This window comes from uncultured Lawsonella sp., from assembly GCF_947252745.1.
GTDB lineage: Bacteria > Actinomycetota > Actinomycetes > Mycobacteriales > Mycobacteriaceae > Lawsonella.
This window is the reverse complement of sequence record NZ_CAMXWW010000003.1, coordinates 191,905-218,859: the sequence shown is the minus strand read 5'-3', so window position 1 is coordinate 218,859 and position 26,955 is coordinate 191,905. Positions and strand designations below refer to the sequence as shown.

Below are 26,955 nucleotides of genomic sequence, written 5' to 3'. Positions count from 1 at the left end.
TTGCGTCTAAATGAGGTTTGTCTATGTCTTCCCGCGTTCGGAATCGCCTGCGTGCACTCGCCACCTCGGCTACCAGTCTGTTGGTAGCTAGCAGCATGGTGTTTGCACTGGCGCCCGCTGTTTCTGCCGCACCGACCAGCTCGGAGACGAGCACCGCTACCTCTACCTCCAAGAAGAACTTCCTGGACGGGCTGTTTGGCGGAAAGTCTGACGAAGCCACCAGCACGAAGGCTCCCGCCTCGACGGTGACGTCCATCAATCATCTGCGTGATCTTTTTGACGCGCCGAAGGCTTCCATTACGACCACTCAGCCGGAAGACCCCAATGCTGAGGCCGAGGGCCGCGAAGCTATCCGCAATAAAGATGGTGAGATTGTCTATACCGGCAAGCACACTTCCCAGACCGCTGCAGAAGCTCAGGGTTTGTACTGTGAAACCTCTGACGATCTGACCTTCGGTGGTGTGGCGCACCTTGTTGAGGATCAGCTGCGCAAGCTTATCAAGGATAAGGCCTCGATGAAGGTCTTCGACCAGCAGGTCCGGATGCTAGAGACGGCAATGAACTACGTCCAGCTGCCGACCCTCATTGTCTCTAATCCGGCAACTCAGCTGACGGGTCCGGCCCGCGAGTTCGACGACCATGGCGTGAACTACTTGGTTGGTGCTCTGCTGAAGGCCCGTGACGGTGGTTGGCGTTCGACCGTGTCGGTCCAGGACATCACCATCAACGAAGCGATTGAGACGGTGCTGTGGTGGTTCTACTGGATCCAGATCTACGGTCAGTGGTACAACGAGACCTTCCCGTCCATTATTCAGGCGACGATTCTGGGCATCAAACTTGGTGGTCTGACTGATCCTGTTGAGAAGACGTTGGAATGGGGTCCGAAGATTGTGCTGGGTCTGGGTAACTTCATCCAGAAACAGCTGCAGACGAACTGTCTCTCGAAGGCGAACTCCCGCTCCAACCCCGGCAACTACCAGTACCATGATCTGCCGGCCTGGCTGCCGAAGGACATCACTGATGGTGTCCGACAGCTGGAAGAGCCGCTCGACAATGTCGAGGTTGCCGACGAGGACTGCCCTCCGCTCTCGGAGATGAACTTCCGCCGGATCGGTAAGCGCACCACCCTCATCATGCGCAAGGATATTAAGCCGCAGTACCGTCATCTCTTTGACCAAGTTGCACAGGTTGTTCTTTTCCGAATGGAAGAGATCAAGGTCAATAAGGCTCTCATTCCACTGAAAGCTTCCGAGATTGGTGGTCTCATTGGTCTGATCAACAATCCGGTCGTCACCTATGTAGGTGGTAGTGCACTCGGTGTTGTAGATGGCCGCGCATATCAATGGGTGCCGCTGGGCGAGATCACCGTCGATAATGCTGCGGACATTGCGATTGTGTCGAACGCGGTCGCGAAGATCATCGCCAAGATTATGTGGGCCATCACCAAGGCGATCATGGAAGCAGTGATCAATGGCGCCTCGAAGGGAATTGATAAAGCTATTCGTAAAGGCATTGCGACGGCTGTTCTTAAGAACCCGGCAAGTACAGCTGCATGTGACGCAGTATACGCAGGTCTCTTAACCGGTTCGTGGGCACCCGAGTTGGTAGCAGCGTCCATTGCTTTGGGCTTGACTGCTCCTGAAGCAACTGTACCGGCAGCTTCGGCGATCGCGGGATGGCTGGCTCTATGTGGTATCACAGATGCCATGCATTCTGAGGTTACTGAGAATGAGGACACCCTTTATCCCCGCCCTTCGTTGCAGGTAACCCTCTTCCCGCTACCCTGGATTGACTTCGGAATTCTTATTCCGTGGTTTGGGTCTATCCCCATTAGCGTGGCTCCTGATCCCGAAGCTATCGTTAAGCCTGAGGAAATGATTACCACTCTGGGTGACCTGCCGGTTTTCGGTCGCTTGTTCCCCAAGTCCAAGTTCATCAAGCTCATCACACTCATCGGCTTGAAGTGGGATCTCATTGGTGACCCGAACCCCACCATCTTCTTCGCTGGTGATGTGCTGCTACCCATGGGACAGAAGGTTACGCAATCCGTGTGCCTCGCAGAGGATAAGGGCCATCGTCAGGCTAAGTGGGAACGCGACCCCGCCCAAATGAAAGACGACGCCGCACTGGCGAAGAAGAAGGGTCTCTACGAAGCCCCCAAGGGGCCGAACATCATCCTTTTCAACAAGTGGGTGCTGCCGTTTGCCAACCCCTTCTTCAAACCTGACTACGAGAACCTCAACACTGATGTTCCTGAGCGCGAACCCATGATCCAGCGCCACGACCCCAACCGTATCCCCGACCAACTCGATCCCGATGACGTCGAGTACAAGGATGAGGTCAATCCCTCGCCGGATCCCGACTACAAGATCACGTACAATCGTGACTTCGACCAGCTTGATCCCACGACGTCCATCACCAAGGACGACCCGTACGCTCCAACCACCAGCTCTAAAAGTAGCTCAACCACTACCAAAGAGCCCAAGGTCACGAGCACTACGACCAAGCGCAACTAAAACCGCATAACAGAGGGAGGCCCCGCCACAATGGCGGGGCCTCCCTCTGTTATCGTGCTATGCCAAAAATCCGCCACAGCATCTATGCAAAGTTAAAGCAACAGCCAGCTCAACTCGTCAAGAATGACGACAACCGTGCCCAGCAATGCAGGTGCACACCCGTACTAGCGGGCCCACACCTCCCGCATCCACGCCTCCACCTCATCGGCGGAACGAGGAATAGCAGCAGACAACCGGCGCACCGACCCGTCCGGATCCACCACAATGTCATCCTCGATACGGATACCAATTCCGCGCAACTCCGGCGGCACCAGCTCATCATCGACACGGAAATACAGGCCAGGCTCAATCGTAAAAACCATGCCCGGCTCCAACGGAGAATCCACATAAAACTCCCGCGGAGTCACCGAACAATCATGCGTATCCACACCCAAATGGTGCCCCGTACCATGCGGCATCCAGCGACGCACCTGCTGCCCCTCTGGACTCACCGCCTCCTCCACAGAGCACGGCAACACGCCCCACTCAGCCAGCGTCTCCGCCAAAAAACGAATAGCCGCATCATGCACTTCGCCGTACTTGCAGCCTGGCTGCTGAGCCTGCCGGAACGCCGCCTCATTAGCCCCCAGTACAGCCTCGTACACTTTCCGCTGACTAGGCGAGAATGTCCCCGATACCGGGAAAGTACGAGTGATATCACCCGTGTACAAGGAATCAAGCTCCGCGCCCGCGTCAATTAGAAGAAGATCTCCCTCCGCCACCGGGCCCGAATTCTCCATATAATGCAACGTTGTCGAGTGCGCGCCAGCAGCCACAATAGTGTCAAAGCCCGTGCCGTGCCCACCCAACCGGGCCGTAGACGAGAAAGCTACCTCAGCCACACGCTCACCCCGCGGATGGCCCACTGCCTGCGGGATGGAGGCAATGACGCTCTCGAAACACTCGGCCGTCAGGTTCACCGCTTGCCGGATCTGCTCAACCTCCCACTGGTCCTTCCACATGCGCACAGTGCCCAGCAACACTTCAAAGGTTTTATCCTCATCCGCAGTGGACGCCCAACGCTCGGCACCCACCACCTGAGCAATCAGTTCGTCAATGGTGGCATCCTCTCCACGCACCACTCGAACTGACGTGCCATCCTCAATACCCCGCAGATCTGCCTCCAGGGAGGTCAATGGGCGCACGGTTAGTCCAGTCCACGCCTCCATCTGCGCGATCGTTGGGCGGGCACCCACCCAAAACTCGCCATAGCGCGAATCCGCATAAAACTGATCCGTAGACCGGGATGCCGGAGGCTGGAAATATAGCACCGCTTCGTGCCCCTGGGCGTGTGGATAGAACACCACTGCAGAATCCGGCTCGAACTCGCCGCCCAGACCCGTTGCCCACACGAACGCAGAGTGAGGTCGGAACAGATAATCCTCATCAGCCGACCTCGTCTTGTACGAGCCCGCCGGAATAACCAACACAGTATCCGGATAATGGCGCTCCACCGCCGCGTGACGCGCCGGCAAAAACTCTGCCACCGCGGCAACAGCACCAGAGTCCCCGCTGTTTGCAGGTTGTGCCCAGTTGCTGCCCATGAACTCGGCGAACGTCGAAGACTTGGGGGAGCGGGAACGATTAGCGGCACGCTCACCCAAGGGTTGTGGGGAGCGTAGCGCATCTAGAGTGAGATCCTGTTGGGTCATCAATAACCTCCTCAGTGGGCCCCGGATAGGGGACGAAGGGTGGTGTGGACACCACCGGCTGTTCCTTCCGTTCTATCATGAGCATCCGTATGCGGAATAGCGTATTGATTAGCTCACCCTAACTTTGCGTGCGTTATACTGAGACCACAAAAACAGGCATAAGCAGGGCACACACCGCCCACCGACCACTCTTCCCGGAGGACCCTATGCAGCGTCGCCACACCACCCCGCTCATCCGCACCGTCACTGCCATCGCGGCAGCTACCAGTGCACTCCTGCTCGGCACCGGTATGGCCGGCGCTATCCCCATGCCCGCCCCCAACACCGCGGCCGTCGTCACCTCCTCCAGCGTGCTCGAGGACGGCGAAGGTAACGGTTGCGCTATCACCGGCGAACTGCCGAAAGTGGGGGAGTACCGCCTCCTTACCGTCGACCCCACCTGTGGTTCCCCCACCCGACCCCTCATGGGTGCATATAAGTATGTGAAGAACGGTGGGCTTAGCTACGAGCAAGCAGCCGCCAAGGAAGCAGGCAAGCCGTTGCCCGCCTACACCAAGGAACAGACCCTAGTCTCTTACGGCATGAAACAGCCGGTGTACCTCAAGAACAACCGAGATGCAGGCATCGTTGGCTACCTCATCCTGCAGGTGCCAAAGGTGGGCTCCGTTGTTGAACTGCACGCGAAGTACCAGGACAAGGGCCAGAAGTAACTCGGCATAACCGGCCAGACCTACTCTGCTAGAAGTACTGAGCCATAATTTCTGTGCCAAAAGTGCTCTGCCGAAACTGCTCTGGTACACACACCGTGCTAAAGGTAGAGAGTTATCAGTACAGGTGACGGGTACTGGCGATAGGTGGGAAAGCCGCCCGCCAGCGCCCTACTCACCGGAGAACACCTACAGTAAAACGAAAGCGCTGCTTCCCATTGGGAACGCAGCGCTTTGTTATGAACGAGAGGGGATGACGGGAATCGAACCCGCGTCTCCAGCTTGGAAGGCTGGGGTAATAGCCACTATACGACATCCCCACAGATAACTTCTGTGCCTGCTAAGACTACCCGAGAAAACCTTGGTTACAAAAATTGCGAGGTTGCACGTAAGATGGTGCAGGAACTCTTCATGCTGAAAAGTACTGTTGGGTTGCCCCGGGATGTGGCGCAGCTTGGTAGCGCGCGTGCTTTGGGAGCACGATGTCGCAGGTTCAAATCCTGTCATCCCGACCAATAACTTCACTCCATCAACGTGACCCCTATAAACAAGGAGAACAATTCCGTGAAAAGCACTGTTGAGCAGCTCACCCCCACCCACGTGAAGCTGACTATTGAGGTTCCTTTCGAGGAGCTCAAGGAAGAATTCGACAAGGCTTACAAAACTATCGCGGCGCAGGTCAACATCCCCGGCTTCCGTAAGGGTCACGCTCCCGCCAAGCTGATCGAAAACCACGTCGGCCGTGGCGCAGTGCTCGAGCAGGTCATCAACGACATGATGCCGAGCCGCTACGAAGAAGCATGTAGCGAAAACAACGTGCAGCCCCTCTCCACTCCCGAAGTTGATGTCACCAAGATCGATGACCCCAACTTCATCGAATTCACCGCCGAGATGGACTGCCGCCCCGAAATCACCGTGCCGGACTTCGCCGGCAAGGAGATCACCGTGGATCCCCGTCGCTCCGCCGACGAAATCGCCGAGCAGGGCCTCAGTGACCTCCGCGAGCGTTTCGCTACCCTCAAGGGCGTAGACCGCGCTGCCCAGGAAGGCGACTTCGTCTCCCTCGATCTCTCCGCCTCCGTCGACGGTGAGGAAGTCAAGGAAGCCGAAACCAAGGGTCTGTCCCACCGCATCGGTCAGGGTGATCTCATTGAAGGCCTCGAAGAGGCCCTCGCTGGTATGAAGGCTGGCGAAAGCAAGACCTTCTCCTCCAAGCTCATCGCCGGTGACCACGCCAACGAAGCCGCCGACGTTACCGTCGTCCTCCAGAAGGTTCAGGAGCAGGAGCTCCCCGAACTCGATGACGAGTTTGCCCAGATGGCCTCCGAATTCGACAGCCTCGAGGAGCTCAAGGACGACCTGGCCAAGCGTGCCGACGCCGCTGCCAAGTCCGAGCAGGCTTCCAACCTGCGCGATGCTGTCCTCGCCAAGCTCATCGAAGAAGCCGACTTCGAGATCCCCGAAGGCATCGTCGAAGAGCAGGCCCAGGGTCAGATCCAGCAGATCCTCTCCCAGTTCGGTGGCGACGAGAACATCCTCAAGTCCATCCTCGAATCCCAGGGTTCCGACCTCGACAGCTTCTACACCGACGCCAAGAAGTCCGCTGAGGACGCCACGCGCTCTTGGCTGCTCCTCGACGCCCTGGCAGAAGAGCGCAGCATCGAAATTAACCAGGATGACCTCACTGAAGCTGTGGTTGCCCAGGCTAAGCAGAACAACATGGACCCCGAGCAGTTTGTGAAGCTCGTCCAGCAGCAGGGACAGCTCAGCAACCTCTTCAGCGATGTGCGCCGCAACAAGGCCCTCTTCGCGGTAGTGCGTGACGTTGACGCCAAGGACACCGACGGCAACTCCCTGGAAGATCTCATGGTTTTCTTCCAGGAGGTCGCAGGATCCTCTGCTTCTGACGACGCTGACGCCAGCGACGCAGAGTAAACCCCCATCTTAAAGCGAACACGGGCGTAGCACGCGAGCCGGCTGCGCCCGTTTTCGTTACTCTATAGACGGCGAATCTTTTCCCACCAGAAACGGAGAAAGCAGGTACCCATGGCCGACGGATTGAATCTCCCCGACTCAGTCTTCGAAAAGCTCTTAAAAGAGCGCATTATCTTCCTTGGATCGGAAGTTAATGACGAGGTTGCCAACCGCCTCTGTGCCCAGATGCTGCTGTTGGCAGCCGAGGACCCCACTGCTGATATCAGCATGTACATCAACAGCCCCGGTGGCTCCGTCACCGCAGGCATGGCCATCTACGACACCATGCAGTTCATTTCCTGCGATGTCGCCACCTACGCCATGGGAATGGCCGCCTCCATGGGACAATTCCTGCTCACTGCTGGCGCCCCCGGTAAGCGTTACGCCCTGCCGCACACCCGTGTGCTCATGCACCAGCCCTCTGCTGGCGTGGGCGGCACCGCCACTGACATCACCATTCAGGCCGAAAACTTTGCCAAGGTGAAGAAGGAAATGGCCGAACTTATCGCCCAGCACTCCGGCCAAAGCGTCGAGCAAATCGAAAAAGATTCTGACCGCGACAAGTGGTTTACCGCGCAGGAAGCCTGTGACTACGGCCTTTTCGACCACGTCATCAAGCACGTTCCCGGCACCGAGAAGTAAAGGAGCACATTACCCATGACCGGATTCCAGCTTCCCGAAGCCCGCTACGTCGTCCCCTCCTTCATCGAGCACTCCAGCTACGGCACCAAAGAGTCCAACCCCTACAACAAGCTCTTTGAAGAGCGCATCGTGTTCCTGGGCTCGCAGGTTGACGACACCGCCGCCAACGACATCATGGCGCAGCTGCTCGTCCTGGAAGGACTCGACCCCGACCGCGACATCACCATGTACATCAACTCTCCGGGCGGCTCCTTCACCTCGTTGATGGCCATCTACGACACCATGCAATACGTGCGGCCCGATATCCAGACGGTGTGCCTGGGCCAGGCCGCCTCCGCCGCCGCAGTACTGCTTGCCGCCGGCACCCCCGGTAAGCGGGCCGCCCTCCCCAACGCCCGCATCCTCATCCACCAGCCGGCCACTGAAGGTATCCGTGGACAGGTGTCGGACCTGGAAATTCAGGCCCGTGAAATTGAGCGAGTGCGTCGCCAGATGGAAGAGACTCTGGCCCGCCACTGCAACGTCAGCCCTGAGCAGGTGCGTGAAGACACCGAACGCGACAAGATTCTGACCGCCGCAGAGGCCAAAGACTACGGCATCATCGATACCGTCTTCGATTACCGGAAAGCCTCCGCTAAGAACTAACAAGAAGCGACTACGGTAAAAGTAATAGTGCCGCGACCCCTCCACCGCGAGTTGCGGACCCGCACCTCTACAGAACCCCGAAGGAGTAGCCGAGCCCGATGGCATATGTTGGCGATTCAAGCGATGTTCTGAAATGCTCTTTCTGCGGAAAGAAGCAGAGCCAGGTGAAGAAACTCATCGCCGGTGGCGGTGTGTACATCTGCGACGAATGCATTGACGTCTGCAACGAGATTCTGGAAGAGGAGTTGAACGACTCCACCCAGACCACCACCGGAAACGACCTGCCCACCCCCAAGGAGATCTGCGAGTTTCTCGACAAGTACGTCGTGGGCCAAGACGACGCCAAGCGCGTCCTCGCCGTCGCCGTCTATAACCACTACAAGCGCATTCGTGCGCTCGGCGGCCGACGTCCCCGCGAAGAAGATGTAGAGATTGCCAAATCCAATATTCTGCTGCTTGGCCCCACCGGCTGTGGCAAAACCTACCTGGCGCAAACCCTCGCCCGTATGCTCAACGTGCCCTTCGCCATCGCTGATGCCACCTCGCTTACCGAAGCTGGCTATGTCGGTGAAGACGTCGAAAACATCCTGCTAAAGCTCCTTCACGCCGCCGATAACGATGTGAAGCGCGCCGAAAAAGGCATTATCTACATTGATGAGATCGACAAGATCTCCCGCAAGGCCGAATCTGCCTCTATCACCCGTGACGTATCCGGAGAAGGAGTACAGCAGGCCCTCCTCAAAATCCTGGAAGGTACCGTCGCTTCCGTCCCCCCGAACGGCGGGCGCAAACATCCACACCAGGACTACATCAAGATTGACACCTCCAACATCCTTTTTATTGCTGCTGGCGCTTTCGCGGGTCTAGAGAAGGTTGTGGCAGATCGCGTTGGTAAAAAGGGCGTCGGGTTCGGTGCGGACCTCGTCACCGAGGAAGAAACCAAGTCCACCAACTACTTTAAGCTGGTGAAGCCGGAAGACCTCAGCAAGTTTGGGCTTATCCCCGAATTCATCGGCCGTCTTCCCGTCGTCGGCTCCGTCGAGCCCCTCGACAAGGATGCCCTTAAAGCTATTCTTACTGTGCCGCGAAATGCGCTGGTCAAGCAGTATCAGAAGCTTTTTGAGATGGATGGGGTAGAACTGGAGTTTACCGACGAAGCCGTGGACGCTTTGGCGGATCAAGCATTGGAACGCTCCACTGGTGCGCGCGGTCTGCGTGCCATCATGGAAGAAGTCCTCATGCCGATAATGTTCGAAATCCCCTCGGCAGAGGACGTGGAAAAGGTCACCATCACCCAAGAAACTGTTCGGGACAAGACCGCTCCGCATATTCAACGCCTCGACATTACCTCCATCGAGAAAAACGTCGGGTAGCCGCCCTCATAGTAGTTTCACCAGCCCACTGCAGCCGGGTTTTGCCCCGCGCGCAGTGGGCTGTGTTGTTCCTCACAAAAGGTGTTCAGTAGGGCATATTCAATGTTCACGAACCCGTCACCAAACCAGAAAATACTTGTGTGACCTGCGGTAACATTGGTCATGCCAAGCGACGATGTGGTTTTTCCCACAATTTCAGGTCGGTCACCTCCGACGACGCTTAGCAAACCAACCAAGATGGTGAGACACTAGAACCGCGCGACTCCACCCTCACCAGGTGAGTCCACTGATCGACGACAAAACATAGTTCGGATCCTGAAAGGACGTGTTTCCGAAGATGACTCAGCCCAAGAAGGTCACCGTCACCGGTGCCGCCGGCAATATCTCGTACTCCCTGCTGTTCCGCATCGCTGAAGGCGCCGTTTTCGGCCCCGACCAGCCCGTCGAACTGAACCTCCTGGAGATCACCCCGGCCCTCAAGGCTGCTGAAGGCGTCGCCATGGAGCTTGACGACTCCGCCTTCCCGCTCCTCGCTGGCATCAACATCTACGATGACGCCAACCAGGCCTTCGACGGTGCTAACACTGCCTTCCTGGTAGGTGCCCGCCCACGTGGTAAGGGTATGGACCGTGCCGACCTACTCGCTGCAAACGGCGCCATCTTCAAGCCGCAGGGCGAAGCCATCAACAACCACGCCGCAGATGACATCCGCGCCCTCGTAGTTGGCAACCCCGCCAACACCAACGCCCTCATCCTCAACCACTACGCCCCGGACGTACCGAACGACCGCTTCACCGCCATGATGCGCCTCGACCACAACCGCGCCCTCTCCATGGCCTCCAAGAAGCTCGACGTTCCGGTCGATGCGCTCACCAACATGACCGTGTGGGGCAATCACGCCAACACCCAGTTCCCCGACGTCACCTACCTCAAGGTGAACGGTGAAGCAGCCGCCGACAAGTTTGACGATGCCTGGCTTGCCGACGAATTCATCCCCAGGGTAGCCATGCGTGGCGGCGCCATCATCGAGGTTCGCGGTGCCTCCTCCGCCGCCTCCGCCGCCACCGGCGCCATCACCCACATGCGTGACTGGTACCAGGGCACCGCCGAAGGCGACTGGGTTACCGTTGCCCTCCCCTCCGACGGCTCCTACGGCATCCCCGAGGGCCTCATGTACGGCGTCCCCTGCACCTCCGACGGCACCAACTGGAACCGTGTCGAGGGCCTGGAAATCTCCGCTGCGCAGGCTGAGCGCATGAAGATCAGCGCTGACGACCTCGAAGCGGAGCGCGCCGCAGTCAAGGAACTCGGCCTGCTCGACTAGTCGCCAACCGCGGTTTTCCGACCGCCCATTAACTCCTGGAATGCACCCGGTACCCACACCGGGTGCATCTCTTTTTCTCTGCCATGCCGCCCGTGCGCCCCCAGTTCGAAAGCAGCCCTGCAAACCGTTAAACTTGCAAGCGTGACCAGTGTAGAAAACTCCGCTCAGAATGCCCCTTCCACCTCCGTTGATCGCTCCGGCGAGCTCCCCAAATCGTGGGATCCCCGCGCCGTCGAGCCCAGCATGTACCAACGGTGGGTAGACGCCGGATACTTCCACGCTGACGTCAATAGCAATAAACCTCGCTACAGCATTGTGCTGCCACCCCCCAACGTCACCGGCAAACTCCACATGGGCCACGCCCTCGACCACACCCTCATGGATGCCCTCTGCCGCCGCAAGCGAATGCAAGGCCATGAGGTGCTCTGGCTCCCCGGCATGGACCACGCCGGAATCGCCACTCAATCCAAGGTAGAGCGGCAGCTCGCCGACCAAGGCATCGACTACCATGCCCTCACCCGCGAAGAATTTGTGGAGAAGGTGTGGGAATGGAAGAGCGAATACGGTGGCCTGATCGGTACCCAGATGCGTGCTATCGGTGACGGCCTCGACTGGGAACGCGAACGCTTCACTCTGGACGAAGGGCTATCCCGCGCCGTCCAAACCATTTTCAAGCGCCTCTACGATGCCGGCTATATCTACCGTGCCGAGCGACTCGTCAACTGGTCTCCGGTGCTGCAAACCGCCGTTTCCGACATCGAAGTGAAATACTCCGATGATGAAGGGGAACTGGTGTACTTTGCCTACGGCGAGATTGGCGCAGACGGAAAGCCAGTAGAGGGCAACAGCTTGGTCGTAGCCACCACTCGTATCGAAACCATGCTGGGTGACGTCGCCATCGCCGTCCACCCCGACGACGAACGCTACCAGCACCTGGTGGGTAAGGTGTTCCCGCACCCGTTACGCGACGATCTTACCCTTACTGTCATTGCCGACGACTACGTCGACATGGAATTCGGCACTGGCGCAGTCAAGATTACCCCCGCGCACGACCCCAATGACTTCGCCATGGGGCAGCGGCATAACCTCCCCATGATCAACATCATGGATGCTACCGCCCACATTGCCAATACTGGCACGCGCTTCGACGGCCTGAGCCGCGAAGACGCCCGCCCTGCGCTCACCGAAGCACTACGTGAACAAGGCCGCATCGTCAAGGAAGTGCGGCCCTACGTTCACTCCGTCGGCCACTCTGAGCGCTCCGGCGAAGCCATCGAACCACGTCTCTCTCTGCAGTGGTTCGTCAAAGTGGAGGACCTGGCCACCATGGCTGGCGACGCCGTACGCGACGGACTCACCACCATCCACCCTGCTTCCCAAGAACCTCGCTGGTTTGAGTGGGTCGACAATATGCACGACTGGTGCATTTCTCGCCAACTGAAGTGGGGCCACCGTATTCCCATTTGGTATGGTCCCGATGGCGAAATCGTCTGCTGTGGCCCCGACGACGAGCCCCCGGCCGGCTGGGAACAAGATCCCGATGTGCTCGACACCTGGTTCTCTTCCGGGCTCTGGCCCTTCTCCACGCTCGGCTGGCCCGACCGTACAGAAGATATCCAACGCTTCTACCCTACGAACGTCCTCGTTACCGGCTACGACATCCTCTTCTTCTGGGTTGCTCGCATGATGATGTTCGCTACCTTCGTCGGTAAAGAAGGTGCCACCGGCAAGGACGCTGGTGACATCGGCCCCATTCCCTTCACCGACGTCTTTCTCCACGGTCTGGTGCGTGATGAGCACGGCCGCAAGATGTCTAAGTCCCTCGGCAATGGCATTGACCCCCTCGACTGGGTAGAACGCTTCGGGGCAGACGCCCTGCGCTTCACTCTCGCCCGTGGCGCCAACCCCGGTGCTGACATTCCGGTGGGCGATGACAACTGCCAAGCCAGCCGCAACTTCGCCACCAAGCTCTTCAACGCCACCCGCTTTGCTCTCATGAATGGTGCCGAAGTAGGGGAGCTGCCAGACCGTGCTGAGCTCACGGATGCGGACCGCTGGATCCTTGACCGTCTCGAACAGGTGCGAGCCGACGTAGACTCTGGTCTGGAAGCCTACGAGTTCTCCAAAGCCTGCGAGGCGCTCTACCACTTCACCTGGGACGAGTTCTGCGACTGGTATCTGGAGCTGGCCAAGGCCCAGCTGGGGCGCCCCGAGGATAACCTGCCTAGCGCCCCCGCGACCCGCGTCGTACTCGGCCATGTGCTGAACACCCTGCTGCGCCTCCTGCACCCAGTCATGCCCTTCGTTACCGAGGCATTGTGGACCACCCTTACTGGGGAGGAATCACTGGTGGTCGCAGAGTGGCCTGGCGCCTACACCGCGAAACTCGACGAGACTGCCCTGCAGCGCATCACAGACCTGCAGAAACTCGTCACCGAGGTCCGTCGTTTCCGCGCCGATCAAGGTGTCAAGCCGTCCCAGCGGGTTCCCGCCCGCCTGGTGGGCGTCGCCGAAGCGGCCGATCTCGATAACCAAGTTGCAGCCGTTCGTTCACTCGCTCGACTAGAAGAGCCTGCCACGGACTTCAACGCCACCGCCTCGCTGGAAGTCCGACTCTCCCGTGCCACCGTGGTAGTAGAGCTTGACACTTCCGATACCGTCGATGTTGAAGCCGAACGGAAACGTATCGAGAAGGATCTGGCAGCAGCTCAGAAAGAACTCGACACCACCGGAAAGAAACTGGGCAACCAGAACTTCCTCGATAAGGCTCCGGCTGTGGTTGTGGACAAGATTAAGGCTCGCCGCGAGATTGCAGAAGCAGAAGTTGCCCGCCTGACCGAACGCCTAGCAGCATTGCCAGCCCGTAAGTAAGGCCTACCCAGCAGAACAGTGCTACGTTAGCTGCCCCGGCTCCACACCGGGGCACTAACCATACTGTCCGGACATAAAGCGAACCGCCACTGCCTAGAGGAGCATAGAACGATGAGCGATCTGCCGAAGAACCTCAACTATCGTGACGTCTACAACGCCGATGATCCACTAGCCTCCCTCCGCGCTGGTAACCCTGCTGCATTACCGGAGGCAGAAGCCTATCGCAACCTCATGGCAGGACATGCCCATGAGCAGAACCGAGACGAGCCATGCGCCTGCCAGACAGGGGGTAAGTTCGCCGACGCTGACGAGGTTGCCCGTGTAGCAGCGACAGAAGAAGCAGACTCGGCTGATGCCCTCGCCGAATACGTGTTCCGGGAGTCGGGACTCAATCTCGACGCGTTGGCGGCGGCTGCCGAACGCATCGTCGACCAGGCGTCTGACGGGGATGATGACGAGTTCAACCCTGAAGCCCCGTTCGGGCTGCGGCGTCTTAATCCGCTCCTGGACGAAGACGGCGTGCTCACACCGGAGGTTCAACAGAATCTGCGGGACCTCCTCTCCCAATTTGACGAAGAACAAATGGATGCGCTGGCTCAAGCTCTGGACGCCTACAACTTGGCGCATGTGGGGGAAGACTCTGACGACACCGACAGTATTTCGGGGGAGGACCTGTACGGTGACTATACCGGGCGTATCGACATCGACACCGGTGACAGCATCCCGGACCTCACCGTCTACGACGAGGAAGACGATCCCAGCAGCTACCAGGTAGAGAAACCCTCCGCGGAGGACTTTGCCGCCCTGGCTGCCGTGGAGGCAGAACTCGATACCCGGTGGGGAGAACGACAGATTGCACCCGACCTCTCCCGTATGGAGCGGTTGATGGATATGTTGGGCCATCCGGAACAGGCTGCGCCGGTTATCCAAGTGGCAGGTACCAACGGAAAGACCTCCACAGCCCGCATGATTGACGCCCTACTGCGGGCCATGGGTCAGCGAGTGGGACGTACCACCAGCCCCCACCTGCAGATTGCCACCGAGCGCATTAGCGTCGACGGTGTCCCCATCAGCCCTCGCCGTTACGTTGAGGTATGGCAGGACCTCAAACCTTTCGTCGAGATGGTTGATGCCTGGTCAGTGGAGCAGGGCGGACCACGCATGACCAAGTTCGAAGTGCTTACCGCGATGGCCTACTGCTGCTTCGCCGATACTCCCGTAGATGTTGTCGTGGCAGAAGTGGGGATGGGCGGACGCTGGGATGCGACGTCGGTGGCACGTGCCGAAGTGGCGGTTGTCTGCCCGATCGGCATGGATCACATGGATTACCTGGGCGACACTATCGAGAAGATCGCCGCAGAGAAGGCGGGCATCATTAAGCCCACTGAGGGGGAAAACACCCCTCACAATCCGCACGGGACTGTTGCCGTCATCTCCCACCAAGAACCCACCGCACTGCATGTTCTGCTGGAACAGGCGGTGCAGGCGAATGCGGTGGTTGCCCGGCAAGGGCTGGAGTTTGAAGTGTCCGCCTGCCAGCCGGCCGTGGGAGGCCAGCTGATCTCTATCCAGGGTCTCTCCGGCAGCTATGACGACATTTTCCTGCCTCTCTACGGTGAGCACCAGGCGGAGAATGCGGCAGTGGCATTGGCGGCGGTAGAGGCATTCTATGGGGCCAGTTACGAAAAGCCCCTCTACGACCAGGCAGTGCACAATGGATTTCAGGCGGTTCAGTCACCTGGACGGCTGGAGCGTGTGCGTACCGCTCCTACCGTGTTGCTTGATGCCTGCCACAATCCGCATGGGGCAAAGGCACTCGCACGCGCCCTCGACACGTGCTTCGAGTTCAACCGGTTAGTGGGTGTACTGGCCATTCTGGGCGATAAAGATGCCCGGGGCATTCTCGAGGCGCTGGAACCGGTACTGGACAAAGTCATCCTTACTACCAACAGCAGCCCGCGAACCCTCCCAGTTGAGGATCTCGCAGAAATCGCTCGGCAGGTCTTTGACGCCGAGCAGATTGATACCGCGCCGACCCTCGCGGATGCGATTGCTCTTGCGACTGTAGAAGCCGAGAACATTGATGAGAATGGTGTGATGAGCGGGGCTGGGGTCATTGTTACCGGCAGTGTGGTGACGGCGGGAGAAGCTCGCTCACTATTCCGCAAAGCCCCTGCTTAAACTTCCGTTGGACAGCACGTGTCGACACGGTGACGAATCACCATCGGACAACTGAGAAGTACAGCATTGTTGCACGTTAGGCTGGTGCTCAGGAATGTCTTGTGGATGAGTGATGAAGCGCGGATTATTAGGGAATAACCCGCTTTCCGTTACTATATGCATATGACAGAACAGACTTTCTTTATGATCAAGCCGGACGGTGTGAAGCGCGGCTTGGTAGGCGAAGTTCTTCGCCGCATTGAGAACAAGGGCCTCACGATTGCGGCCCTTGAGCTCCGCCACGTTTCGGAGGAGCTAGCCGAACAGCACTATGCCGAACACAAAGGTAAGGACTTTTACCAGCCACTGGTGGACTTCATCACCTCTGGACCGGTTGTTGCTGGTGTTTTGGAAGGCCCGTCTGCCATTGCCGCCTGGCGCCAGCTGTGCGGCGGAACTGACCCCGTTGCCAAGGCCGCGGCCGGATCTATCCGCGGTGATTACGCCCTTATCACCCGTGAAAACCTGGTTCATGGCTCGGACTCACCAGAGTCTGCTAAGCGGGAAATTTCCACGTGGTTCCCGGATTTTCCGCTCGACTAACAACTCTCAATCGTTTCTTTTTCCCTCACAATCAGATCTCCCGTGTGAAGCCGGTGTAGAGAACGTTTCGACGTTTTTGCGCCGGCTTCGGTGTATTGGGGCATTGTGTGACACAATAGGGGAGTCGCCAATCACATTTCTAAGGTGTCAGCGCCGCCTTTCGGGGCGAGCCGCGTTTCCCTTCCGTGTCTGGCGTCGCCTGGAAACGGCGCAGCGTCACACCCCGACGACCACTGCTTATGGCAGCTGAACTGCAGCCGACTGGGCCAAGAGACCATCCGATATTTCAATACACCCCTCTGTGTGGCCGCTCGGTACCGATGCGCCCGGAGGTAAAGGAGATAGTGTGCTGCCAGAAAGCACCACGGTAGAAGCTGTACTTGCAGACTTACCTCAGAAAATCCGTGTCCACGTCCTCGCTAAGCGCCTGGGCATGGCGTCAAAAGAACTGATTGCCGCGCTTGCCCAGCAAGGCGTCACCGTCACATCTGCTCAGTCCAGCGTGACGTCTGACTTTGCTACCCAATTCGTGGCCACCCTACTCGCCGACACACCCGCAGAACCCGTACCAGCTGACGATGCCGCCACCACCGCATTTGAGTCGGAACCTTCTGCATCTGCGACGGACGATACGGCGGATGCCGCTTCGGCAACAGCTAGCCCGTTCATGAACCCTTTTATTGCGGCCGAGCATGCCGAACCTATGACGACTCCGCTCCCGCAAGATCCCTTCACCACCGGTGCTGTCGCGAACCCCTTCGCCGTGAACGCCATGCTGCAGGCAACTGCGCCTATCGTAGTCACCGCCCAGGATATGGGCAGGGATGAGTCCGGTGAGAAGGACACCGCAGACCAGGAAGAGAACGACTCCCGGCACAGTGATGACGAGAGTTCGTCCTCTGCTCGCCGACGCCGTCGCCGCGGACGACGAGGCCGTGGCCGTGGGCGTGGTGATGACTCTGATAGCGCCGAAGACTCGGCGGAGGACAGCACGAGCGACGCGGACACCACCGACCGGGCAGACAACACCGCCCAATCTGGCTCCAAGAGCGGACGATCGGGCGACAAGAAAAAGATGCACAAGCAGGCTTCTCCTGCCGAACCGGAGGAGAATGCCTCCACGGCAACTGATGCTGGGGACGCCGAGGCCGCAGACGATGGGGGAGAGGACGCTTCCTCAACTCACCGGCGTCGCCGGCGTCGTCGCCGCAGCGATGTCGATACCGACGACAATACAGAGGACGATCCACCGAACACGGTAGTGCATGAACGCGGCAGCACCCGCCGTCGCCGTACCTCCGGCTCGGACGAAGTCCAGGGCATTTCCGGCTCTACCCGGCTCGAAGCCAAGCGTCAGCGCCGTCGTGAAGGACGTGACAACGCTCGCAACCGCATCCCTGTACTCAGCGAGGCTGAGTTCCTTGCGCGCCGTGAATCTGTCGAACGCACCATGGTAGTGCGGGAGAAGGAGCGGTCCGACCACCCAGGAGTTACCACCCAGGTGGGAGTGTTGGAAGACAACATTCTGGTCGAGCACTTCGTCACTTCCGACAGTCAAGCATCCATGGTGGGCAATATCTACCTGGGCCGCGTACAAAATGTACTGCCCAGCATGGAAGCTGCCTTCATCGACATCGGACGAGGTCGCAACGCGGTGCTCTACGCCGGGGAGGTGAACTGGGCTGCTGCTGGACTGGGAGGCAAGTCCCGAAAGATCGAGCAGGCTCTCTCGACTGGCGATATGGTGCTGGTGCAGGTTTCCAAGGACCCTATTGCCCATAAGGGTGCGCGTCTGACGACCCAGATCTCAATGGCTGGACGTTACCTGGTGTACGTGCCGGACGGAAGCAGCACCGGAATTTCCCGTAAGTTGCCCGATACGGAGCGCAAGCGCCTGAAAGGCATTCTCAAAAATATTGTTCCCGGTGACGCCGGGGTGATAATTCGCACTGCTGCTGAGGGGGCCTCGGAGGAGGACCTCAAGCGCGATATCGACATGCTGCATCAACAGTGGCTGTCGGTACAGCAGGCCGCCGAGGAAGCTCAGCAGAAAGCTGACGGCAAGGCTCGCACCCTGCATGAAGAACCCACCATGTTGGTAAAGGTTGTGCGGGACCTCTTCAATGATGACTTCAAGAAGCTCGTGGTGGAAGGGGAGCGTGCCTGGGAGACCATCACTCGTTATGTCCAGAAGGTGGCACCACAGCTGGAACAACGGCTGGAACGTTGGGAGAACACGGGAGTGGATGTCTTCCAGGCCTACCGTGTCGACGAGCAGCTGGCTAAGGCTCTTGATCGGAAAGTGTGGCTGCCTTCTGGCGGTACTCTCGTCATTGACCGCACTGAAGCCATGACGGTTATCGACGTCAATACCGGTAAGTTCACGGGCTCGGGTGGAAACCTGGAAGAGACCGTCACCAGAAACAACCTTGAAGCCGCTGAAGAAATTGTACGCCAGCTGCGACTACGCGACATTGGCGGCATTGTCATTATCGACTTCATTGATATGGTGCTGGAATCGAACCGGGATCTGGTGCTGCGTCGTGTCCGGGAAGCGCTCGGCCGCGACCGTACCCGCCACCAGGTTTCCGAAGTTACCAGCCTGGGTCTCGTCCAGCTGACTCGCAAACGCCTGGGTACTGGCCTGCTTGAGGCATTCTCGAAGCCATGTCAGCACTGCTCCGGCACCGGCTACATCCTGCAAGAGGATCCGGTGGAGTCCATCACCAGTGGTAACAACGCAGAAGATCTGCGCGGTGGGCGACGTCGCAAGGGCCGCAATGCGGACAAGCAGGAGAAGGACGAGACGGCAAAGGGCGGAAAGTCGAAGGACAAGGACTCCGCTGATAAGGACATGTCGTCTAAGGGGGGCAACGGTGGTAAAGACCATCAGGGCCCCAACCCCAGCGAGCATCCCATGATGAAGGCGATGGGTCGGAAGAAGGATGAGGGTTCCACTGTCACAGACACCACACCCCAGGTCACCGCTGACACATCCCAGCTAGACTCCATTGCCAGCGAGAGTGGCGAGCAGGACAGCCAGCAGACGGTAACTGTGAACGCTGAAGCAGAGTCGGCAGCGACGAGCAACGCAGCAAATAATGCTGTTGCTGCAGACACCGCCGATGAGTCCAAAGAACCTACTGCACGGCGGCGCCGTCGGCGCGGACGCCGGCATGGCACCCGCCCCGAACAACACAACGATGAGGCAGACCTGTCTGCCGAGGGCGAGAGTGCGGAAGCTGCCACTCCCTCCGACAGCACAGCCTCTACTGAGACTGCAGCGGACCGCCCTCAAGGTGAGCGCTCAGACAAGAAATCGGGGAAGAAGGAAGGCCAGAAAGCGAGCCAACAGAGTGATGCCAAGGATGCACGCCCTGCAGAGGCGCCCACTTCGGCACGCGATGCTGAGCTCTCTCGCCCAGCGGGGATCGCACCTTCATCCTTGCCGTCGGTAGCCGAGGTGGCGGTCCCAGAGACAGCAACTCCTCGCAGGCGTCGCGGAGCACGTCGTGCCACCCAGGCAGCCGGTTCGGCTACCGCACATGCGGTATCGGCGGCTCCCGCGGAGAGGAAAGAAGTGGTCTCCGGCGTGCTAGCAGCTGTTCCAGTGGCGGTAAATGCCAGTGTGGAGGAAAAGGCGCCACGACGCGTACGTCGCCGTGCCACTCGCTCTTCCTAGTCAGTTTGATTTCCGCCTGTTAAAACGAGTAATCTTGACAGGTCGCCATTCAACGGGTGAATACTCACGTCAACAGCTGCTCTGATGCACTATTGGAGTGCCCAGTGAGGAAACCTAACTCTCCCGCCAGTGGCAAGAAACTAGTCCAGTCGAATAGCCATCCGGTTGTTCGAGAAGAAACAACACTTTTAAGGGGACGCCCTCCGATGTACGCGATCGTCAAGACCGGCGGAAAGCAGTACAAGGTTGCCGAAGGTGACCTCGTCAAGGTCGAGAAGATCGAGGGAGAGCCGGGCACTGCGGTCTCGCTTTCCCCGGTCCTCGTCGTTGATGGCTCTACCGTAACTTCGGATGTTGACAACATCTCCGTGGCTGCTGAAATTGTCGAGCAGACCAAGGGTCCGAAGATTCGCATCCGCAAATTCAAGAACAAGACCGGTTACCAGAAGCGCCAGGGTCATCGTCAGCCGCTCACCGTGCTGAAGATCACCGGCATCAAGTAACACCGAAATTCCTTTAAGGAGAAGCAAATGGCACATAAGAAAGGTGCATCTAGCTCGCGCAACGGCCGCGACTCTAATGCCCAGCGCCTCGGTGTGAAGCGCTTCGGTGGTCAGCTCGTCAACGCAGGCGAGATCCTGGTCCGCCAGCGCGGCACCCACTTCCACCCCGGCGTCAACGTCGGACGTGGCAAGGACGACACCCTCTTCGCTCTCGCTGCCGGCGCCGTCGAATTCGGCACCAAGCGTGGCCGTCAGATGGTGAACATCGTTCCTGCCGAGGCAGAGGCCTAAGAAACCTCACCACATCTTTTTCAACAGGGGCGGGCTGGGCAACAACACCCAAGCCCGCCCTTGCTGTATATCTCAAAAGAGACGCCTAACCATCCACATAACGGAGAAGACGATGGCACGCTTCATCGACCGAGTAACCCTACATGTTGCCGCCGGCCACGGCGGAAACGGTTGTGCCTCCGTCCACCGCGAGAAGTTTAAGCCACTCGGTGGGCCAGACGGTGGAAACGGGGGGCGCGGTGGTGACGTCGTCCTCGTCGTTGACCCCCAAGTTCATACCCTGCTTGACTTCCATTTCAGCCCGCACGCAAAAGCGGAAAAGGGACAGCCGGGCATGGGCTCCAACCGTAATGGAGCACAAGGCGCCGACCTTGTTCTCAAAGTACCCGATGGAACTGTCGTCACCACCCCGGATGGTGAGTTACTGGCGGACCTCACTGGTGCCGGAACCGAGTTCATCGTCGCCAAAGGTGGCAATGGTGGCCTAGGTAACGCTGCACTGATCTCCAAAACCCGCAAAGCTCCCGGTTTTGCCCTGCTGGGTGAAGAAGGTGAAAGCTGCGATGTGGTACTTGAGCTAAAATCTGTGGCCGATGTGGGTCTGGTGGGATTCCCATCAGCTGGAAAATCGTCGCTCATTAGTGTGCTTTCCGCTGCCAAACCGAAGATTGCAGACTACCCCTTCACCACTCTGCAGCCGAACTTGGGGGTGGTGACTGCCGGTGACATCACCTACACTATTGCCGATGTTCCCGGCTTGATCCCCGGCGCCGCTGAAGGGCGTGGGCTGGGTCTCGACTTCCTCCGTCATATCGAACGCACTGCGGTGCTCGCCCACATTGTCGACTGTGCCACCTTGGACCCTGGACGGGACCCAGTGAGTGATGTGGATGCCCTGGAAGCCGAATTGGCCGCCTATCAACCTGCCCTCGAGGGCGACATGGGGTTGGGAGACCTGGCTGATCGTCCCCGCATCGTCGTGCTCAATAAAGTCGACGTTCCCGAAGCAAAGGAACTTGCCGAGTTCGTTAAGGACGAATTCACTGCGCGTGGCTGGCCTGTCTTCGAGATCTCCGCGGTGAGCCGAGAAGGGCTGAAGGAACTCTCCTTCGCCCTCGCCGAAATGGTCCAAACCTATCGTGAAGAGCATCCGGTGGAGCAGGAGAAACGCGTCTACGTACGTCCGCAGATGAAGGAAGACGATAGTTTCCGTATTGTTCGCGACCCGGAAATCGCCGGTGGGTTCATTGTGGACGGTGTAAAGCCGGCTCGCTGGGTGGCGCAGACTGCTTTTGATAATGATGAGGCAGTGGGGTTCCTGGCGGACCGGTTGGCGAAGTTGGGGGTGGAAGAGGCACTGGCGGAAGCTGGAGCAGTTCCAGGTTGTTCCGTCACTATTGGGGACGTGTGCTTCGATTGGGAGCCCAGCACTCTGGCCGGTGTCGACATGACACCCACTGGCCGTGGTACCGACGTTCGCCTGGACCACAACACGCGAGTGAGTGCGAAGGAACGTCGCCATGCGAAGCGTATTCGCCACGGTCTTGCCGATGAAGACTCCGATATGAACGACGAAAGTACCTGGTAGAAAAGAATGTCCGGTTCGCAGTCCGTGCCCCAGCAGGCTTCCTCCTCCCTGGATCCCGCCACGCAGCAACGTGTGTTGTCCTCACCTACCCGGGAGGCGATCCGCACGGCACGTCGTGTGGTCGTCAAAATTGGGTCATCGTCTATCTCCCATCCCGATGGCGGGTTAGATCGCGACAAGCTCGATAAGCTGGCGACGGTGCTGGAAGAGCGCATGAGTGCTGGATCCGATGTTTTCGTGGTCTCGTCGGGTGCAATCTCTGCCGGTATTACCCCTCTCAAACTGCATAAGCGTCCACGGGACATTGCCACCAAACAGGCTGCTGCTGCGGTTGGGCAGGTGGAACTTGCGAAAGCGTGGGGAGAGTCCTTCGACCGATATGGGCGCACGGTGGCACAGGTGCTGTTGACCGCGAGTGACTTAGGAAAGCGCGATCGGGCTCGGAATGCGCAGAATACTCTGGATCGAATTCGCCTGCTGCATGGTGTTCCCATCATCAACGAAAACGACACGGTTGCGACGGACGAGATTCGCTTTGGCGACAATGATCGGCTTGCGGCTCTAGTGGCACATTTGGTGTCTGCCGATGCGCTAGTTCTGTTGTCTGACGTAGATGGTCTTTATGATTCTGATCCTCGTCAGGGCAATGCCACCTTTATCCCCGAGGTTGCCCACCCTGCTGTTATTGATGGAGTGGAAGCGGGCGACGGAGGTGCGCTGGGGACGGGCGGAATGGCCTCTAAACTCTCCTCTGCGCTCCTCGCTGCCGATGCAGGTGTTCCCGTCTTGTTGGCAGCATCTCACGAGGCTGACGCTGCGCTCCGAGATGCTTCTGTAGGGACGGTTTTTGCGGCGCGGCCGAAGCGTATGACCGCCAAGAAATTCTGGGTGCGTTACTCCGCAGATAACGCCGGCACGCTCATCGTGGACGAAGGCGCGGCTGCGGCGGTACGGCGGCGCCGTAGTTTGCTGGCCGCTGGCGTGGTGACGGGGGAAGGCGACTTCCATGGGGGAGATGTGGTGGAAGTACGTACTCGGGCAGGGGAGCTAGTGGGGCGCGGCATTGTGTCCTATGCGGCAGGGGAGATGGAGTTCATGTACCGCATGAGTACGGATGAGCTTCCTAAAGATATGCACGCCCCGGTCATCCATGCGGACGATCTAGTGTTGGCCTGAGACGAGGTGCTGTGAGGGCATCGAGACTGTTAGTGGTCATATGTTCAGTGTTGCTATGAATAGTCTATGAATTCATGGTGGCCTAGCGATGGGTTACGGATGAAGATTACGTGATCTACCAGCTAGTTTTTGCGCATATGGCAGTCAGCAGGACTACGTTCGTGAGTATGAGCGAAACAACAACTTCCACGATTACTCGCCGGTCCTTCTTAACCGGTTCAGCTGCCCTCGGTCTAGGGGTGGCCACTAGTCTCACTCTGCCTGGACCACAGGCCTCCGCCGCCACCGTCAACGATGCCCTCATCCCCGCCGCCCCCAAAGCGGCGGCAGGAGACCGTGTGACAGTCACAGACCTTGAAGTCATGACCGTTACCCCCACGAGCATCACCTTCTCCTGGAGTACCTTCAAAGAGCCCCACACAGACCACGTCCTTCCCAATGATCGTGTTGCCTCTGACGGTGAAGTGTGGCTTGCCCGCTCCGACGTCAAGCAACCCCTTCGCTGCGTCCACAAGTCCTACTCCAAGACTGGGTTCCACTACGTCACTATTCAAGGCCTCAAACCCAATACCCAGTACCGCTTTGAATGCCGCTCCTTCGGAAAGAAAGCCGAACCCGGACTCTGGTTCACCAACATCTTTGATGAACCCGAAGTCACCGGAGTCATCACCACCCTTGCCCAGCCCACCGGCAAATATATTCAGACTGTCGCCGTCGCCAACGATATCCACATCGGCAAGAGCGGCGACTCCATCAACTCGACCCCCTGGTCGGAAATCATGGTCTCCTCCATGCTCGCCGAAGTAAAGCGCCGCAACATCGCCCGCATTTACGTCAACGGTGACCTCTGTGACCACGGCATACTCGAAGAAGCCAAGACGCTGCGCCGCATCATGGACACTTTCGGCGGATACCAGAAGGACTATTTCTTGGTCCGCGGCAACCACGATGGATACGGTATGGAAGGCTACGATCGTAAACCCGCGTCGACCTTCGATCCCATTCATGCTGTCTTCCCCAATCACAAGCTCCAAACCACCTGGTCGACCCTGGACAAGAAGCTGCGCGTGGTGGGAATCGATGGCTCGCACCCCGGCAAACACAACGGTGAACTCACAGAGGCCAACTACCGCAGCATCGAAAAAATCCTGCTCTCCGACCCTCAGCGTCCCACCCTGGTGCTCTCGCACTTCCCAGTGACGGAAGAAGCTGCCCGCACCAATGTTGGCCAGCGGCCCTTCATCTACAACAAGAAGGACTCCATGCGCCTGCAACGCCTCTTCCAAAAAGCACCTGGTGTGTTCTTCATGGCTGCCGGCCACACTCACCGTGCTCACCGGGATGCTGCTGATCTGCCCGGTGGTCCACAGTTTGCGCAGTTCTGCGCCAGCACCCCATTCCCCGGTGGTTTCACCCTCATGGACATCTACGAAGGCGGCTACACCGTTACCTTCCACCGTGCCCCCACCGCACAAGCTCTCCAGCAGGTCGCACTTAACCGCTACAAGGAGGCTCTCGGCTTCTACGGGGAGTACACCATCTCCCGCATGCAGGACCGCTGCTTCACCGTGAAACGAGACATGTCCGCCCTGCGTTAACCTCACACAGACACTTCAAACCCATCTGAACCCGCACACCCGGCCCCCCTGCAAATGACAGTAGTAGGGGGACGGGTGTCGGTGTATCTGCCGGTTAACTAGATTTCATACGGTCTCCACACGACAGCAACGTTGCAGTTAAAGAGGCGTTACACTACGCCCTTACCGTGCCAGGTATGAACGAGAATACTCTGCCCAACCGTACCCTCACCCGCCGCTCCTTCCTTGCCGGGAGCGCCGCAGTGGGGCTAGGCGCTGCTACTGTCCTTACCGGACCACGCGCATCCGCAGCCACCCCAGTTATCACCCCTCTACCGGCAGCTCCCCGCGCGACGCCCGGCGCCAACGCCACCGTCACCGACCTGGAAGTGATCACCGCCACCCCCACCAGCCTCGTATTCAGCTGGACGACTTTTACGACCCCTCACACAAACCATCTCTATCCCAATGATCGTGTGGCCTCTGACGGTGAAGTGTGGCTCGCACGGGCAGATACCAAGGAGCCTCTCCGCTGCGTCCACAAGTCCTACTCCAAGACTGGGTTCCACTACGTTACTATTCAAGGCCTCAAACCCAATACCCAGTACCGCTTCGAATGCCGCTCCCTCGGAAAGAAGGCCGAGCCCGGCTTCTGGTTCACTAACATTTTCGGCGAACCGGAAGTCACCGGGATTGTCTCTACCCTTGCCCAGCCCACTGGCAAATATATTCAGACTGTCGCCGTCGCCAACGATATCCACATCGGTATGGAAGGCGCAGGAATCACCAAACAGCCCTGGTCCGAAGTGATGGTGACCTCTATGCTCTCTGAGCTGAAGCGCCGCAACATCGCCCGCATTTACGTCAACGGTGACCTCTGTGACCACGGCATACTCGAAGAAGCCAAGACGCTGCGCCGCATCATGGACACTTTCGGCGGATACCAGAAGGACTATTTCTTGGTCCGCGGCAACCACGATGGATACGGTATGGAAGGCTACGATCGTAAACCCGCGTCGACCTTCGATCCCATTCATGCTGTCTTCCCCAATCACAAGCTCCAAACCACCTGGTCGACCCTGGACAAGAAGCTGCGCGTGGTGGGAATCGATGGCTCGCACCCCGGCAAACACAACGGTGAACTCACAGAGGCCAACTACCGCAGCATCGAAAAAATCCTGCTCTCCGACCCTCAGCGTCCCACCCTGGTGCTCTCGCACTTCCCAGTGACGGAAGAAGCTGCCCGCACCAATGTTGGCCAGCGGCCCTTCATCTACAACAAGAAGGACTCCATGCGCCTGCAACGCCTCTTCCAAAAAGCACCTGGTGTGTTCTTCATGGCTGCCGGCCACACTCACCGTGCTCACCGGGATGCTGCTGATCTGCCCGGTGGTCCACAGTTTGCGCAGTTCTGCGCCAGCACCCCATTCCCCGGTGGTTTCACCCTCATGGACATCTACGAAGGCGGCTACACCGTCACCTTCCACCGCACGCCTACTGCGCAAGCACTGGCACAAACGGCATTCAACCGCTACGACAAGAGCTTTGGCTTCTACGGCGAATACACTGTAAGCCGCATGCAGGACCGCTGCTTTACCGTGAAACGGGATATGTCCGCTCTGTCATAGTGGC

Annotated in this window: 18 protein-coding genes and 2 tRNA genes; 18 read left to right on the top strand and 2 right to left on the bottom strand. The window is 58.6% G+C overall.

What is annotated here, in order from left to right; translation table 11 throughout:
* Positions 1 to 23 precede the first annotated feature (23 nt).
* Positions 24 to 2,516 (top strand): hypothetical protein, encoded by a 2,493-nt coding sequence (locus Q0X28_RS04830; RefSeq protein WP_298576860.1) that lies wholly within the window; start codon positions 24 to 26, stop codon positions 2,514 to 2,516.
* Positions 2,517 to 2,680: 164 nt separating this feature from the next.
* Here Q0X28_RS04830 and Q0X28_RS04825 read toward each other — a convergent pair whose 3' ends face one another.
* Complete coding sequence (locus Q0X28_RS04825; protein ID WP_296237783.1) at positions 2,681 to 4,207, bottom strand: aminopeptidase P family protein; 1,527 nt, start codon at positions 4,205 to 4,207, stop codon at positions 2,681 to 2,683.
* A 206-nt stretch (positions 4,208 to 4,413) separates the two neighbouring features.
* Here Q0X28_RS04825 and Q0X28_RS04820 point away from each other — a divergent pair, with 206 nt between their 5' ends.
* Positions 4,414 to 4,917, top strand: coding sequence for a hypothetical protein (locus tag Q0X28_RS04820; RefSeq protein ID WP_296237781.1), 504 nt, complete (start codon positions 4,414 to 4,416; stop codon positions 4,915 to 4,917).
* Between the two features lie 245 nt (positions 4,918 to 5,162).
* On the opposite strand, the gene Q0X28_RS04815 is transcribed toward Q0X28_RS04820, so the two are convergent.
* Positions 5,163 to 5,234 (bottom strand) — tRNA-Gly (locus Q0X28_RS04815).
* A 118-nt stretch (positions 5,235 to 5,352) separates the two neighbouring features.
* Between Q0X28_RS04815 and Q0X28_RS04810 the strand changes: the two genes are divergently transcribed.
* The 16 genes from Q0X28_RS04810 to Q0X28_RS04735 all read left to right on the top strand — a co-directional run bounded on the left by Q0X28_RS04810 (position 5,353) and on the right by Q0X28_RS04735 (position 26,951).
* Positions 5,353 to 5,429 (top strand) — tRNA-Pro (locus Q0X28_RS04810).
* 49 nt (positions 5,430 to 5,478) lie between these two features.
* Entirely contained in the window at positions 5,479 to 6,849 is a 1,371-nt protein-coding gene (gene tig, locus Q0X28_RS04805; protein WP_296237778.1) for a trigger factor, read from the top strand.
* A gap of 111 nt (positions 6,850 to 6,960) precedes the next feature.
* Positions 6,961 to 7,530: an ATP-dependent Clp protease proteolytic subunit gene (locus tag Q0X28_RS04800; RefSeq protein WP_296237775.1), complete on the top strand. Its 570-nt coding sequence runs from the start codon at positions 6,961 to 6,963 to the stop codon at positions 7,528 to 7,530.
* A 15-nt stretch (positions 7,531 to 7,545) separates the two neighbouring features.
* Positions 7,546 to 8,175, top strand: a complete 630-nt coding sequence (locus Q0X28_RS04795) for an ATP-dependent Clp protease proteolytic subunit (RefSeq protein ID WP_296237772.1) — start codon at positions 7,546 to 7,548, stop codon at positions 8,173 to 8,175.
* Positions 8,176 to 8,273: 98 nt separating this feature from the next.
* Positions 8,274 to 9,548 carry an ATP-dependent Clp protease ATP-binding subunit ClpX gene (clpX, locus tag Q0X28_RS04790; RefSeq protein WP_298576857.1) on the top strand — a complete coding sequence of 425 codons (1,275 nt, stop codon included), beginning with the start codon at positions 8,274 to 8,276 and terminating at the stop codon, positions 9,546 to 9,548.
* 337 nt (positions 9,549 to 9,885) lie between these two features.
* A complete protein-coding gene (locus Q0X28_RS04785) occupies positions 9,886 to 10,872 on the top strand; it encodes a malate dehydrogenase (protein ID WP_298576856.1) in 987 nt (328 codons plus the stop codon).
* A 141-nt stretch (positions 10,873 to 11,013) separates the two neighbouring features.
* The gene (locus tag Q0X28_RS04780; protein WP_298576854.1) at positions 11,014 to 13,743 is read left to right on the top strand and encodes a valine--tRNA ligase; all 2,730 of its coding nucleotides are present in this window, start codon (positions 11,014 to 11,016) and stop codon (positions 13,741 to 13,743) included.
* Between the two features lie 657 nt (positions 13,744 to 14,400).
* Entirely contained in the window at positions 14,401 to 15,924 is a 1,524-nt protein-coding gene (locus tag Q0X28_RS04775) for a folylpolyglutamate synthase/dihydrofolate synthase family protein (RefSeq protein WP_298576915.1), read from the top strand.
* Between the two features lie 162 nt (positions 15,925 to 16,086).
* A complete protein-coding gene (ndk, locus tag Q0X28_RS04770; protein ID WP_296237763.1) occupies positions 16,087 to 16,506 on the top strand; it encodes a nucleoside-diphosphate kinase in 420 nt (139 codons plus the stop codon).
* A 346-nt stretch (positions 16,507 to 16,852) separates the two neighbouring features.
* Positions 16,853 to 20,188 carry a translation initiation factor IF-2 N-terminal domain-containing protein gene (locus tag Q0X28_RS04765; protein ID WP_298576852.1) on the top strand — a complete coding sequence of 1,112 codons (3,336 nt, stop codon included), beginning with the start codon at positions 16,853 to 16,855 and terminating at the stop codon, positions 20,186 to 20,188.
* A gap of 206 nt (positions 20,189 to 20,394) precedes the next feature.
* Positions 20,395 to 20,691: a 50S ribosomal protein L21 gene (gene rplU / locus Q0X28_RS04760; RefSeq protein ID WP_053962416.1), complete on the top strand. Its 297-nt coding sequence runs from the start codon at positions 20,395 to 20,397 to the stop codon at positions 20,689 to 20,691.
* Between the two features lie 27 nt (positions 20,692 to 20,718).
* On the top strand, positions 20,719 to 20,982 hold the full coding sequence (gene rpmA, locus Q0X28_RS04755) for a 50S ribosomal protein L27 (RefSeq protein WP_298576849.1): 264 nt from the start codon (positions 20,719 to 20,721) through the stop codon (positions 20,980 to 20,982).
* A 112-nt stretch (positions 20,983 to 21,094) separates the two neighbouring features.
* Positions 21,095 to 22,570 carry a GTPase ObgE gene (gene obgE, locus Q0X28_RS04750; protein WP_296239009.1) on the top strand — a complete coding sequence of 492 codons (1,476 nt, stop codon included), beginning with the start codon at positions 21,095 to 21,097 and terminating at the stop codon, positions 22,568 to 22,570.
* A 6-nt stretch (positions 22,571 to 22,576) separates the two neighbouring features.
* Positions 22,577 to 23,746: a glutamate 5-kinase gene (gene proB / locus Q0X28_RS04745; RefSeq protein WP_296239011.1), complete on the top strand. Its 1,170-nt coding sequence runs from the start codon at positions 22,577 to 22,579 to the stop codon at positions 23,744 to 23,746.
* Positions 23,747 to 23,913: 167 nt separating this feature from the next.
* The gene (locus tag Q0X28_RS04740; protein WP_298576846.1) at positions 23,914 to 25,344 is read left to right on the top strand and encodes a metallophosphoesterase family protein; all 1,431 of its coding nucleotides are present in this window, start codon (positions 23,914 to 23,916) and stop codon (positions 25,342 to 25,344) included.
* Positions 25,345 to 25,520: 176 nt separating this feature from the next.
* Positions 25,521 to 26,951 (top strand): metallophosphoesterase, encoded by a 1,431-nt coding sequence (locus Q0X28_RS04735; protein WP_298576843.1) that lies wholly within the window; start codon positions 25,521 to 25,523, stop codon positions 26,949 to 26,951.
* Positions 26,952 to 26,955: the final 4 nt, after the last annotated feature.

What these genes read in the sequence shown, in the direction of transcription:
- Q0X28_RS04830 (WP_298576860.1), top strand. Translation starts at nt 24, where the DNA reads ATGTCTTCCCGCGTTCGGAATCGCCTGCGTGCACTCGCCACCTCGGCT.
- Q0X28_RS04825 (WP_296237783.1), bottom strand. Translation starts at nt 4,207, where the DNA reads ATGACCCAACAGGATCTCACTCTAGATGCGCTACGCTCCCCACAACCC.
- Q0X28_RS04820 (WP_296237781.1), top strand. Translation starts at nt 4,414, where the DNA reads ATGCAGCGTCGCCACACCACCCCGCTCATCCGCACCGTCACTGCCATC.
- Q0X28_RS04800 (WP_296237775.1), top strand. Translation starts at nt 6,961, where the DNA reads ATGGCCGACGGATTGAATCTCCCCGACTCAGTCTTCGAAAAGCTCTTA.
- Q0X28_RS04795 (WP_296237772.1), top strand. Translation starts at nt 7,546, where the DNA reads ATGACCGGATTCCAGCTTCCCGAAGCCCGCTACGTCGTCCCCTCCTTC.
- clpX (WP_298576857.1), top strand. Translation starts at nt 8,274, where the DNA reads ATGGCATATGTTGGCGATTCAAGCGATGTTCTGAAATGCTCTTTCTGC.
- Q0X28_RS04785 (WP_298576856.1), top strand. Translation starts at nt 9,886, where the DNA reads ATGACTCAGCCCAAGAAGGTCACCGTCACCGGTGCCGCCGGCAATATC.
- ndk (WP_296237763.1), top strand. Translation starts at nt 16,087, where the DNA reads ATGACAGAACAGACTTTCTTTATGATCAAGCCGGACGGTGTGAAGCGC.
- rplU (WP_053962416.1), top strand. Translation starts at nt 20,395, where the DNA reads ATGTACGCGATCGTCAAGACCGGCGGAAAGCAGTACAAGGTTGCCGAA.
- rpmA (WP_298576849.1), top strand. Translation starts at nt 20,719, where the DNA reads ATGGCACATAAGAAAGGTGCATCTAGCTCGCGCAACGGCCGCGACTCT.
- obgE (WP_296239009.1), top strand. Translation starts at nt 21,095, where the DNA reads ATGGCACGCTTCATCGACCGAGTAACCCTACATGTTGCCGCCGGCCAC.
- proB (WP_296239011.1), top strand. Translation starts at nt 22,577, where the DNA reads ATGTCCGGTTCGCAGTCCGTGCCCCAGCAGGCTTCCTCCTCCCTGGAT.
- Q0X28_RS04740 (WP_298576846.1), top strand. Translation starts at nt 23,914, where the DNA reads ATGAGCGAAACAACAACTTCCACGATTACTCGCCGGTCCTTCTTAACC.
- Q0X28_RS04735 (WP_298576843.1), top strand. Translation starts at nt 25,521, where the DNA reads ATGAACGAGAATACTCTGCCCAACCGTACCCTCACCCGCCGCTCCTTC.